Origin of the sequence: Maribacter sp. MJ134 (assembly GCF_003970695.1) — a bacterium.
Classification (GTDB): Bacteria; Bacteroidota; Bacteroidia; order Flavobacteriales; family Flavobacteriaceae; genus Maribacter.
In genome coordinates this window covers 3,371,068-3,383,362 of record NZ_CP034570.1, presented here as the reverse complement: position 1 = coordinate 3,383,362, position 12,295 = coordinate 3,371,068, and the positions used below count along the sequence as shown (strand labels likewise).

Annotated in this window: 11 protein-coding genes; 7 read left to right on the top strand and 4 right to left on the bottom strand. The window is 38.6% G+C overall.

Going from position 1 to position 12,295, the window contains the following annotated elements:
* Positions 1-8: 8 nt before the first annotated feature.
* From EJ994_RS14615 to EJ994_RS14600, 4 genes are all read right to left on the bottom strand, one after another.
* Positions 9-2,759, bottom strand: a complete 2,751-nt coding sequence (locus EJ994_RS14615; protein ID WP_126593160.1) for a hypothetical protein — start codon at positions 2,757-2,759, stop codon at positions 9-11.
* 332 nt (positions 2,760-3,091) lie between these two features.
* Positions 3,092-4,756, bottom strand: coding sequence for a glycerol-3-phosphate dehydrogenase/oxidase (locus EJ994_RS14610; RefSeq protein WP_126593159.1), 1,665 nt, complete (start codon positions 4,754-4,756; stop codon positions 3,092-3,094).
* 61 nt (positions 4,757-4,817) lie between these two features.
* Entirely contained in the window at positions 4,818-6,302 is a 1,485-nt protein-coding gene (glpK, locus tag EJ994_RS14605) for a glycerol kinase GlpK (protein WP_126593158.1), read from the bottom strand.
* Between the two features lie 227 nt (positions 6,303-6,529).
* Complete coding sequence (locus EJ994_RS14600; RefSeq protein WP_126593157.1) at positions 6,530-6,886, bottom strand: hypothetical protein; 357 nt, start codon at positions 6,884-6,886, stop codon at positions 6,530-6,532.
* Positions 6,887-6,965: 79 nt separating this feature from the next.
* Here EJ994_RS14600 and EJ994_RS14595 point away from each other — a divergent pair, with 79 nt between their 5' ends.
* The 7 genes from EJ994_RS14595 to EJ994_RS14565 all read left to right on the top strand — a co-directional run bounded on the left by EJ994_RS14595 (position 6,966) and on the right by EJ994_RS14565 (position 11,991).
* A complete protein-coding gene (locus EJ994_RS14595; RefSeq protein ID WP_126593156.1) occupies positions 6,966-7,472 on the top strand; it encodes a CvpA family protein in 507 nt (168 codons plus the stop codon).
* A 200-nt stretch (positions 7,473-7,672) separates the two neighbouring features.
* A complete protein-coding gene (locus EJ994_RS14590) occupies positions 7,673-8,152 on the top strand; it encodes a CAP domain-containing protein (RefSeq protein WP_126593155.1) in 480 nt (159 codons plus the stop codon).
* A 271-nt stretch (positions 8,153-8,423) separates the two neighbouring features.
* Complete coding sequence (locus EJ994_RS14585) at positions 8,424-8,948, top strand: CAP domain-containing protein (protein WP_126593154.1); 525 nt, start codon at positions 8,424-8,426, stop codon at positions 8,946-8,948.
* Between the two features lie 108 nt (positions 8,949-9,056).
* Positions 9,057-9,596, top strand: coding sequence for a 3-hydroxyanthranilate 3,4-dioxygenase (locus EJ994_RS14580; RefSeq protein ID WP_126593153.1), 540 nt, complete (start codon positions 9,057-9,059; stop codon positions 9,594-9,596).
* Positions 9,597-9,959, top strand: coding sequence for a DUF1304 domain-containing protein (locus EJ994_RS14575; RefSeq protein WP_126593152.1), 363 nt, complete (start codon positions 9,597-9,599; stop codon positions 9,957-9,959).
* A complete protein-coding gene (locus tag EJ994_RS14570) occupies positions 9,956-10,378 on the top strand; it encodes a nuclear transport factor 2 family protein (protein ID WP_241240797.1) in 423 nt (140 codons plus the stop codon). Before EJ994_RS14575 ends, EJ994_RS14570 begins: the two co-directional genes overlap by 4 nt.
* 59 nt (positions 10,379-10,437) lie before the next feature.
* Complete coding sequence (locus tag EJ994_RS14565; RefSeq protein WP_126593151.1) at positions 10,438-11,991, top strand: aldehyde dehydrogenase family protein; 1,554 nt, start codon at positions 10,438-10,440, stop codon at positions 11,989-11,991.
* The last annotated feature ends 304 nt before the right edge of the window (positions 11,992-12,295 follow it).

The window sequence follows — 12,295 nt, the reverse complement described above, 5'->3', positions numbered from 1 at the left end:
TATTGTGTTCAAGGTTTATCAATTTCATACGATAATTCTGAATATCCCAAATGTCCACTTGAGGTAAATCCCTCAACGATAAGCATCATCTTCCCTGAAATATCACCATTGAAAAAAGTTGTCTTCGCTTCACCATTACTATTGGTAAGAATATCCGGCTTCCAGTATAGTAATGTACGTCTGTCAGGAACACTCCAATCTATCTTTGAGGGTTCATGATATTCGGGACTATAATATTCTCGTGTTACAGAGTACTGAGGCGCCGTATCATTTATAAGGTTGGTTCTTTTAATTTTTGGGAAGGCACCATTTAATCCCTGTCCAGAATACGTGTAAATGGCAAGTATAGCAGGAAACGGTGGTGGTGGACATATAGGGTAGCAATTAAAGACTTGACTGTGATATCTATTAGCAGTTGCCGTATTTCTAATAATTTCAGCACTTTTAACCGTCCTGACTGGAATAGTTCCTATGAGCCTATAATCTTCCTCGTGTACGGGTATACCATCAATGACAACGTAGGTCCAGTCTGCACTATGAACATAAGCTAATTCAAATCCTTGCCCATTACCAAACCGTTTAACACGTATATCCTCCGGATAATTAAAAAGCAGCCATCTGTATAGTTTATTTGTCCATTTCTCTTGCTTACTTACTAACTCATCATTTTCGATGACCACGTCAGGTATTCCATGCAATTCAACCATGTTTGCGCGTTCAGGCGTAATTTTGTAATCACTCACTACTACTTCATTTAGAGCTATGGTATTTGACGATAGTATAGGATCTAGCCTAATATCTTCCCTTATTTTTTTAGTCATTATCGTCTCTGCAATACTATCTATAGGAACAATAAGTTTTTCGATTTCATAGGATATTTCAGGGGATTTATATTTATTAATATTGATTTTTAAATCATCTATTTTATTGCTCACTTCAGTAGGCTGTATCACAAAATTTCTACCAAGTCCATAGCTCTCGCCCAATGTAAATTTGAAACGGCCCAAACTATCGGTTTCTTGAACATAAGCCTTCATAGGTTCTCCCATTACGAGCATATTTAACTCGTATCTGTTTTTATTTGATTCGTCTCTTTTGCTTACCTTCTGGAAATTAGTGACAGTCCCTGTGACCTCCAAACCTTTTTGGGCATTAAACAATCTTGGCTTTTTGTTCTCCCGGTATTTATAATTAGTCCAGCCTTGGGTTAACATCAGGTAATCCAGTTCAGACAAATTCTTGTTGCTTTCAAAATAGTATGAGGGGTTTTCAACTTCTCCCTTAATATCAGACTGTAACAAAAAGTAGGAGATAATATTTTTTCTTTCCAAATTGGTAGTGCAAAAGAAACTAGAGTCAACAGCCATAACAGATACTGACGCAGATACAGGGTGATTTTTAAACTTAGTTATTATAGCTACCTGAGCACTATCTCGTCTAGAATACCAATCTCTATCCATCTCAACGCTTATGCTCAAATTTTCTTCGTTCTTTTCATTGAAAAAGTGACGCTCCGCAATAGGTCTATAAAATTTATCGAAAACAGTAAGCCCAATGACGCCTTGTGGTAAATTTTTTGGTGTAATCTTATATGAAAACATACCATTACCAAATCTCGCTTTAATTAGAAAAAGATTCTTACCTCTACTAAAAAACTTTACAAATAGACTATCCTGATTCTTTTCTTTATTCCAAATTCTTAACTCTTTAATTGAATCTTTTTGAATTAAGCTCAAAACCTGACCCTTTTCTCTAACCGCAGGAAGTTTGTACTTGAAAGTAGTTCCACTTTTGGTTCTCAAAATACCGTAATAAGTCTGTTCCGATTCCGGGATAAAGGTTACTTTACCCATTCCGAGAATATTACTTTTAAAATCAGCTACATGAACGCCATTACCATCTACAATAGTTCCTTCAATTTCTGTCCCTTTTCCCTTATAATCTAAAAACTTGAAGCCCATTACACTCTGAAGACCCCCAATCAAAGAACCTCCTTCAGGAAAAAACTGCAACGATCCGTATTCATCGTTAAGCACTACGGATTTTGTGAACACTTCGTTTTTAGTATGCAAGCGATAACTTACTATAGGTGTCTCTATCGGAACACTATGTTTAATATTAATCTTGGATTTTAGGCTTTTTGATTTTAACAGAATAGAATCTCTACCACCTTTCCAGTTCATATATAGCATGGCGTCACCCGTGTGTAATGTGTCCAACTCCTTGATGGCAATATTAGATGACAAAGAAAACGTGCTGGAATTTAAATCTTTTGCAAAAACTATATCTTGAATGGGGTCGGATTCGCCATCAACTTTTTGAAGTTGGTATATTTGAATAGGTACAGAACTAATAAAGTCAGAACCAAAGTTTTTGTTCCATTCCGTGTATGCCCTAATAATGTATTTTCCTTCTGTGTAGCTTGAATACAATTGAAAAAAACCACTCGAGAGACCGCCACTAATCTTTAAAAGATTTTTATCAACTATCCGATTATCCAATGGGTCAATTAATTCTACGTGAAGTACGCTACTTTTTGTTGTAGGCTTGTGGTCAAAAACATCTGTAACAATGGCTTTGAACCAAATCGTTTCAGAATTGTTAAAAGTAGTTCCAGAAAGCTGCAGGTATATTTTTTCAGCATCGGCAGCATTGGAAAATATCTCAGTTTCATTTTCAAAAGGATTTTGTGCGCTAGTCAAGGTTACAACTAAAAATATATTAGCGATAATGAACGCAAAAAAGAACTTCTTAGCCATTAAAACAGTAAGTTTTCGTTTTAAATCGAAATAAAACAAATACATCTCTAAATTCCGTACAACCTTATTTTACAGTATTCTAAGTAATGCAGAAATATGATTTGACAAAAAATATCCTGTGTATTAAAGATAGTAAATGAATTTTCGAAGAAATAGTTTCATACAAGCTTTTCTAATAAAAACATAATGATTTAGAGGATAGTTATCTTCTCCAAATAATTCAATGCGATAGGATGTTCTCCTAAATTTAGTAACCTCACCACTTAATCAGAAATGATGCCTCGTTTAATCTATTAATTTAAATTCTGCTATGACGTAAGAAATATTAAGAACTAAACCCTCTCCATAGAAAAATCCGAATGTTCTTTTAGTTCTTCCATTAAAGTTTGTTTCCATTTCAATACTTGGGTATCGTCTACTTTATACACCGTTTGTAGTTCTTGAAGCACTGGTTCCATAAATTGCCTTACGCTATCAATATCAAAATAGAGCCTACCTGTTCTTCTAATAAAGAAATCCATTGGATCTTGAACCATTTCATAAGCAATACCAAATTGGAGTTCGGCAAGGACCATTCTTGTAACATTATCCTTTTCCGTTCTTTTCTCGTAATACCCTAAAATGGTCTCCGTCTGCTTCCCATAGTTAGTGACCAAGAACCAAGCATCGTGTTCCGTAAAGCCATCTGCCTTAATGCGGTCAAAAATGGTGGCAATATACTTCTTTACGTGCTTAAACTTTTTGAATTCATTTCCACATAGGGGGATGGTGTCCGTGGTACATGGTTTAAGCTCTTTTTGATGGTCTTCCTCTAGCATTTTGGCGATACGATCAACTACACGTTCTGCCATCTTGCGATAGCCGGTAAGTTTGCCGCCTGCAATACTGATAAGACCCGTATCCGAAGTAAAAATTTCATCTTTCCGTGAGAGTTCCGAGGCAGACTTGCCCTCTTCATGAATTAAAGGTCTAAGGCCCGCCCATGAGGAAACGATATCTTCCATCTCCAAATTAATTTTTGGAAACATATTGTTTACCGCGGAGAGCAAATAAATGGCATCTGCCAAATCTGTTCGTACCCTGTCTTTGTCCAAGTTAAAATTAGTGTCCGTAGTGCCTACGTAGGTTACCTTTCCCCTGGGAATGGCAAACATCATTCTACCATCCGGGATATCAAAGTACACGGATTGCTTTACGGGGAGCTTTTCCTTAGGGAACACCAGATGAACGCCTTTGGTTAAATGCAAACGTTTTCCTTTTTTGGAATTATTGACACTTCTTAACTCATCTACCCATGGTCCGGCGGCACTAATGACATACTTTGAGTTGATTGTAAAGGTCTCATCGGAAAGTTCATCCTTGACCGTAACTCCAGCAATCCTTTTATCTTTATAGATAAAGTCGGTCACAGAACCGTAGTTCAAAGCGGTAGCGCCATACTGTAAACTTGTTTTAATGTTCTCAATGGTGAGACGGGCATCATCCGTTCTGTATTCTGCGTAATACCCTGCCCCCTTAAGTATTTTTTTGGGAAGCAAAGGTTCTAACTTAAGGGCTTCTTTCTTCTCCAACATTTTTCTTTTGTCGTCCCCGGTCACTTGCGCTAAAATATCGTATACCTTTAAACCGATGGAAGTGAGCCATTTACCGTACGAGCCATTTTCTATTAAGGGCAAAAGCATTTTTTCTGGTAGCACCAAGTGCGGTGCTAATTTGTGAACTATGGCCCTTTCCGAACCTACTTCCTTTACCAACCAAAAATCGAATTGCTTTAAATAGCGCAGTCCTCCATGGATGAGTTTGGTGGATTTACTGCTAGTTCCTGAGGCAAAATCATTTTTCTCCACTAGCGCTACTTTTAAGCCCCTTGAAGCGGCGTCCAAGGCAATACCACCGCCTGTTATTCCGCCACCAATGACTACAAGGTCAAAATTATCCTTCTTAAGTTTGGCAATGGTTTCATTCCTTTTCAGGTTAGAAAATTCAACACTTTTCATAGCTTGTTATATTTTTTGAAATAGGAAATTTTGTGATTATTTAATCGTAGGAGAATCTTCCTTAGCTTTCTTCCCAACCTTTGGTGCGCTCCACAGCTTTCTGCCAGTTCTTATAGAGTCTTTTGCGTTTAACCCGATCAAAAGTGGGTTTAAAAATCCTGTTCATGGGTCTGCTCTGATCTATATCCGATTGGGTCCAAAGACCAACCTGAATACCCGCTAAAAATGCGGCACCCATGGCCGTAGATTCTATTACCTCCGGGCGGTGAACTTCGGTATCCAGAATATCGGCTTGAAACTGCATTAAATGATTATTTGCGCATGCACCGCCATCTACCCGTAAATTTTCTAATTGAATGCCGGAATCGTCCTCCATCGCTTTGAGGATATCCTTCGTTTGATACGCCAGTGACTCTAACGTGGCTTTGGCAATATGTGCTTTTCCGGTGTCCCTAGTTAATCCAAAAATGGCTCCGCGGGCGTACATATCCCAATAGGGAGCTCCTAATCCGGCAAAGGCAGGAACCACATACACCGAGCTTTCTCCGGTCACCGAGTCTGCCAATGCTTCCGTTTCCTTAGCGTCCTTAATTAGTTCTAAACCGTCTCGTAACCACTGTATTGCGGCGCCTGCAATGAAAATACTTCCTTCTAGAGCGTAGGTTATCTTTCCATCTAATCCATAACCTATAGTTGTTAAAAGTCCATTTTTTGAGAACTGTGGCTTATCACCGGTGTTCATTAACATAAAACATCCTGTGCCGTAAGTGTTCTTAGCCGTTCCTTTTGTAAAACATCCCTGACCAAAGAGTGCTGCCTGTTGATCACCGGCAATACCGGCTATTGGAATCTTTATCCCATCAATCTCATAATCACCAAAATGATAGGCAGAAGGTTTTACTTCCGGGAGCATGCTCTTAGGAATGCCTAAAGCCTCTAAAAGTTTATGGTCCCATTTTAAATTTACGATATCATAAATAAGGGTTCTAGATGCGTTGGTATAATCCGTTACATGGTTTTTGTCGGTAGACATGTTCCAGACCAACCAGGAATCTATGGTTCCCATTAATAAATCTCCTTTTTCGGCCTTACTTCTTGCCCCTTCTACGTGATCTAAGATCCACTTTACCTTAGTGCCGGAAAAATAAGAGTCTATCACCAGACCCGTTGTTTTCCTTACATACTCCGTAAGTCCTTCTTTTTTTAGACCCTCACAAATATCAGCTGTTCGTTTGTCTTGCCAAACAATGGCGTTATAAATCGGTTTCCCCGTATTTTTATCCCAGACTACAGTGGTTTCCCTTTGATTGGTAATTCCTATGCCCTTGATGTTCTTCAGCTGAACCTTACTTTCTGCAATTAATTCTTGAAGAACCCCCAATTGGGTTTCCAAAATTTCCATGGCGTCATGTTCTACCCACCCGGATTTTGGAAACAACTGTCTAAATTCCTTTTGAACCATCCCCTGAATCTTACCTTCTTGGTCAACAAGCAAGGCCCTAGAACTTGTTGTTCCCTGATCTAACGAAATAATGTATTTACTCATCTGTGATTTGATTTTAGTACGTTCGGGGCAGTGATTTTATAAACCTGAACGACTAAATATACAGGGAATTAGCGAGTTGCACAAAGCCAAAATTAACGCAAACGTTGGCGTAGCATATAATGTTTTGTTAAAGTGATTTTTTAGTCAAAAACACGACCGTCAATGGAGGTTTCAAGGGTGTTATTTCTTAACTGGTCTTTGAATAGAAGAATACGGCTTTTGGTATTCTATTGAATGAACTCTTTTTCCAAGAAGTACTCTACAATGGCTTGTTTCATTAGTACAGCCTGTTCACCAGCCTTTAATGTTGGAAGTTCCTCCTTGACCTTGTAGTGAGGCCAACCTTCCTCGTCAAAAAAATCGAATTCGTAATACCCATAGGGTTCTAACAACCTGCATATTGCAATATGCATTAGGTCCAATTTATCGTCTTTCTTATACTTTCGATGGTATTGACCAAGTTCTTGAACACCTACCAAATAAATTATGGCATCTAACTCTAGGACATCGCCGTCAGCGAATTGACTTGAAAGCTTAACGACTAAGGATTTCCACCGATTCTTTAATTCCTCATCTCTGGCCATGGTCTCTACTTATTTGAATTTTCTGTAGCCGAGCAAAGGTACTAATCAAAGCGCTATATTTGTTAAAACACTTTTTGAAATGAATTTTTTAGATATCGTCCTTGGTCTACTGCTTCTTTGGGGACTCTGGAAGGGATTAAAAAATGGTCTTTTCGTGGAGATAGCCTCTTTAATAGCATTGATTGCCGGAATTTATGGAGCCATCCATTTTTCCTATATCACTGGAGATTATCTTTATGAGCGTATGGATTGGAATGAGCGTTACATCAGTATTACCGCATTTGTAATCACTTTTATTTTAATAGTCATACTCGTTCATACCGCCGGTAAATTTTTAACCAAAATTGCCAATTTTGCCATGCTCGGCCTTTTAAACAAAATTGCCGGAGCTCTTTTTGGAGCCCTAAAAGTGGCCGTAATTCTTGGGGCGCTCCTAATTTTCTTTGACCGTATCAATGAAAACATAGGCTTGGTAGATGATGAGCTCAAAAAGGAATCTGCCTTGTACCAACCTGTGAAGGACCTCGGAGCCTTTGTCTTTGATTACGTGTTGCAAGCTAAATCCGATTTGGAACACAACGTATAATTTTGAAAACTCAAAGAAAGTAGTTGTTCTTGGTTTTGATACCCTTCGTCGAAAAATAAATAGATACAACGGTAATTCAAGTGATTTTATCTAATATTATACTGTTGATATCCCCTATCAACACGAGAACAAATAGGATTACCCCATCTTACATACCTACTTCGCTAAGCTGAACGGCCTGCTTACAAATAAATCTATATATGAAAATGAGATTGCTTTATGTAGTCCCGGTTTTATTTGTATTGTTTTTATCTTCCTGCACTACGGACACATTGGAAGAGGGGCCTATTGTTGAGGCCGACAATATAGTTCTACTGGAAAGTGAAATATTGGAAATTGTGAATGACCACAGAACGAGTTTGGACATGAATAAGCTCCTGTTCAGCGCTGTAGCGTATAAATATGCCAACATCCATACGGATTATATGATAAGTAAGGGTAGTTTAAGTCATGATAACTTCAGCTCAAGAGCTTCGAGCATTGCCTCCGAAGAGGCCGTGGAGCTAGTTGCAGAAAACGTAGCTAAGAACTATGATACCGCTGAGGGTGCCTTTGAAGGTTGGTATAACAGTGTCAATCACAAGAAAACTATGGAGGGTGATTTTACCCATACCGCTGTGAGCGTTAAAAAGGACCAAAACGGCAATTTCTATTTTACGCAACTGTTCTACAGAAAATAGGACAATTTTGGCATTAAAACTCTTTAAACGAGACTTTCATACAAGCTGTCGGTTAGTCAATTTTTCAATCATCGACGACCGGAGTTTTTTGGTGGTCAAAACGGTACAATCTCCTTAAAATACACAATTTTAGCGATGAAAAATACCTAGCCGTTCACCGATTAGGCCCTATATACACTTATTTTACAGCACGTCGATTTTTTCCTTACCAATATAGATAATTTTCTCAAGAACCTTGTCTTCCACGTTACTTTTACTGTATAACTTATTAATGTACCCCCAAGTCATGAAATTTAAATTTATCTTTTTACTTGTAATTACCTTAAGTGTTTTTAGCTCTTGTTCCAAAGAAGAATTAGAACCTCTATCAGAAGAAAACAATGCCGGCTTAAACGCTGAGAATTTAGAAATTTCTTCAGGTAGCCACACGGCATTGGAAGCAGAACTTTTTGACCTAGTCAACAACTACAGAGTTAGCATTGGTTTAAATGAATTGACTTTTGAGAGCACTACTTACTATTATGCAGGACAACACAATGACCATATGATAGCCCAAAACAATGTTAGTCATGCTAAATTTGGCGAACGTGCAAAGGGTATCGCTGAAAGAACAGGAGCTTCTCATGTTGCTGAGAATGTAGCCAGAAATTATGACGATATGCAAGAGGTCTTAGAAGCTTGGGTAGATAGTCCTTCGCATAGGATGAGTTTAGAAGGTAACTATACACATTCAGCCATAAGTATAAAAGAAAATAATAGTGGCAATTTGTACTTTACTCAGATGTTCTTCAGGTAATATATACGACATAAATAATTAAAGAGCCTTTGGTAAACAAGGGCTTTTTTTATGCCTGCGTTTTAGGTTAGCCCCTAAGGTTTTTTTAACTTTCGTTAAAATTAACCCATGAGTATAAGAGCCCCTTTTAATTTAGATAAATGGATTGAGGAGAATCGTGATTCTCTAAAACCCCCGGTTGGCAATAAAAACTTATATAAAGATGCCGGTGATTATATCGTTATGATCGTGGCGGGTCCTAATGCAAGAAAAGACTATCACTATAACGAAACGGAAGAACTTTTTTATCAGTTAGAAGGACAAATAGAGGTACACATTCAAGAAGACCGTCAAAAGAAAACGTTTCAACTAGGACCAGGAGATATGTATTTGCACCCTGCAAAAGTGCCGCACTCTCCCGTACGCCATGAAGGTTCTATTGGTCTGGTTATTGAGCGCAAAAGGGCGCACATGAATGTAGACGATGGACTGCTTTGGTTCTGCGATAACTGTAACCATAAATTATATGAAGCCTATTTTACACTGAACGATATAGAAAAAGACTTTCTAAGTCATTTTAAACATTTCTATGGTTCCAAAGAATTAAGGACTTGCGACAATTGCGCAACGGTAATGCCTGTAGACGAACGTTTTATAAAAGAAGTTTAAATGAAATTAGTTAGTGGTCTCTTAATAGCGGTTGTTGCCCTTTTACATTTCTATTTTCTTTGGTTCGAAATGTTTGCTTGGACGACCAAAGGGCCCAAGATATTTCGGAATTTTCCAAAGGAATTGTTTGAACCTACGAAGTCTATGGCTGCCAATCAGGGACTGTATAACGGATTTCTTGCCGCAGGACTGGTATGGTCTTTTTTTATTGAAGACCTCATTTGGAAGGATAATATATCCTTGTTCTTTTTATGCTGTGTAGTAGTAGCAGGTATCTACGGTGCGTTCAGTGTTTCAAAGAAAATTTTCTATATACAAGCACTGCCAGCGCTAGTTGCCATAGCATTAATTATCCTGTCATGATGCTACAACGAAGTGTCTCAATTCTAATACTGATCATAGTCGGTGCAACATCAAAATTAATGAGCCAAAAAATGACACCGGAACAGGTAGTTCAAAACCAATTAGAAGCCTATAACCAAAGGGATATCAACGCATTTATGTCGGTTATTGACCCTAAAGTTACCTTCCACAATTTTTCAGAAGGTGTGGAGACCATGAAAGGTAGGCAAGCGTGTAAGGAATTTTACGCTGCGCTTTTTGAAGCATCGCCCAATTTACATTCCAAAATCATAACACGTACCGTATTCGGAAATAAGATAATTGACCATGAAAGTATTACAGGACGTAACGGAAATGATAAGCCTCTAGAACTGGTTCTCATTTACGAGGTACAAAATGAAAAAATCTCAAAAGTTACGGTGCTCAAAAAGCAAAAATAAAGATAATATTATTCGTAGCTTTGTAAAAATTTAACAATACACCTTCAAAAAGTTATAAAATGTCAAAAGTAGCTGTAGAATTTGGAATAGATGAGGCTTTAAAAGCTTTGGGAATTACTGACTTAAATGATGGAACTTCAACAGGTTCCGATAATTTTTCTTCAGGAAGCATTATCGAATCCTACTCACCGGTCGATGGTTCACTCATCGGAAAAGTAAGAACAACCTCCAAAGAAGATTATGCAAAGGTCATGAATACCGCTACCAATGCTTTTAAAACTTGGCGTAAGAAACCCGCCCCGTTACGCGGTGAAATAGTAAGACAATTTGGCGAGAAGCTCAGAGCCTTAAAAGAACCTTTGGGAAAATTGGTCTCTTATGAGATGGGCAAGAGTTACCAAGAAGGTCTTGGAGAAGTCCAAGAAATGATAGATATCTGTGATTTTGCGGTCGGGCTTTCCCGACAACTTCATGGCTTGACCATGCACTCGGAAAGACCTGGGCATAGAATGTACGAACAATATCATGCGCTAGGGGTAGTGGGTATTATATCAGCATTTAATTTTCCTGTTGCCGTGTGGGCATGGAACACAGCACTGGCGTGGATTTGCGGAGATGTTTGTGTTTGGAAACCTTCAGAAAAAACACCATTATGCGGAGTAGCCTGTCAAAATATCGCGGCTCAAGTTTTTAAGGAAAATAATTTGCCAGAAGGCATCTCCTGTTTGATCAATGGAGATTATAAAGTAGGAGAATACATGACTCAAGATGGTAGAATTCCTTTGGTTTCGGCCACCGGTTCTATTCGAATGGGTAAAATAGTTGCCCAGGCCGTGGCAGCAAGATTAGGAAAATCGCTATTGGAATTAGGAGGTAACAATGCTATAATCGTTACGCCGGACGCGGATATTAAAATGACCGTTATCGGTGCTGTTTTTGGGGCTGTCGGAACTGCCGGCCAACGTTGTACCTCAACAAGAAGATTAATTATCCATGAGGACATATACGACAAGGTAAAGGATGCTGTGGTTGCAGCCTATGGTCAGCTACGCATTGGAAACCCGCTAGATGAAAACAATCATGTAGGGCCTCTAATTGATACCGATGCAGTAAACCATTATAGCAAAGCATTGGAAAAAGTAGTGGCTGAAGGAGGAAAAATTATTGTCGAAGGCGGAGTCTTAGAAGGAAAAGGCTACGAAAGTGGTTGCTATGTTAAACCGGCTATTGCAGAAGCCAAAAATGACTACGAAATTGTGCAACACGAGACTTTTGCACCGGTGTTATATTTACTAAAATATTCCGGAGAATTAGAAAATGCTATCGCAATTCAAAATGGGGTTGTTCAGGGGCTTTCATCTGCCATAATGACCAATAATCTGCGTGAAGCCGAACGTTTCTTGTCCGTTGCTGGAAGTGATTGTGGTATCGCTAACGTTAATATAGGAACATCGGGTGCAGAAATTGGTGGCGCCTTCGGTGGGGAAAAAGAAACTGGTGGTGGCCGTGAAAGTGGTTCGGATGCTTGGAAAATATATATGAGAAGGCAAACGAATACCATCAACTATACGACCGAGCTGCCGCTGGCACAAGGAATTAAATTTGACTTGTAGAAGTTTTAAATTTAATTCCCAATTTTTGTTTTTGGCCGCTAATCGAGATTTATAATGCTCCGGCGCTTGCCTTAAATAAATATTGGTTTCGCTTCTAATGTCTCATAGGCCTGCCCCGAGGTCATTTATTATATGGTTTTTCGGTTGGTATCGTCTACCGTCCAACTACCATGCAACAAGCTTTGGGTGCCCAAAACCAAAATCATACATACAAACTTCAGAAAATTAAATATACGTTTCTTTATATTTTTCATATCGTAATCATCCTACTATCAAGATATATTTTATGATCTTAGGGTGATAC

Excerpts from the sequence above, each read along its gene's own strand:
- EJ994_RS14575 (WP_126593152.1), top strand. The coding sequence starts at position 9,597 with ATGAAATTAGTTAGTGGTCTCTTAATAGCGGTTGTTGCCCTTTTACAT.
- EJ994_RS14570 (WP_241240797.1), top strand. The coding sequence starts at position 9,956 with ATGATGCTACAACGAAGTGTCTCAATTCTAATACTGATCATAGTCGGT.
- EJ994_RS14585 (WP_126593154.1), top strand. The coding sequence starts at position 8,424 with ATGTACCCCCAAGTCATGAAATTTAAATTTATCTTTTTACTTGTAATT.
- EJ994_RS14565 (WP_126593151.1), top strand. The coding sequence starts at position 10,438 with ATGTCAAAAGTAGCTGTAGAATTTGGAATAGATGAGGCTTTAAAAGCT.
- EJ994_RS14595 (WP_126593156.1), top strand. The coding sequence starts at position 6,966 with ATGAATTTTTTAGATATCGTCCTTGGTCTACTGCTTCTTTGGGGACTC.
- EJ994_RS14590 (WP_126593155.1), top strand. The coding sequence starts at position 7,673 with ATGAAAATGAGATTGCTTTATGTAGTCCCGGTTTTATTTGTATTGTTT.
- glpK (WP_126593158.1), bottom strand. The coding sequence starts at position 6,302 with ATGAGTAAATACATTATTTCGTTAGATCAGGGAACAACAAGTTCTAGG.
- EJ994_RS14610 (WP_126593159.1), bottom strand. The coding sequence starts at position 4,756 with ATGAAAAGTGTTGAATTTTCTAACCTGAAAAGGAATGAAACCATTGCC.
- EJ994_RS14615 (WP_126593160.1), bottom strand. The coding sequence starts at position 2,759 with ATGGCTAAGAAGTTCTTTTTTGCGTTCATTATCGCTAATATATTTTTA.
- EJ994_RS14600 (WP_126593157.1), bottom strand. The coding sequence starts at position 6,886 with ATGGCCAGAGATGAGGAATTAAAGAATCGGTGGAAATCCTTAGTCGTT.
- EJ994_RS14580 (WP_126593153.1), top strand. The coding sequence starts at position 9,057 with ATGAGTATAAGAGCCCCTTTTAATTTAGATAAATGGATTGAGGAGAAT.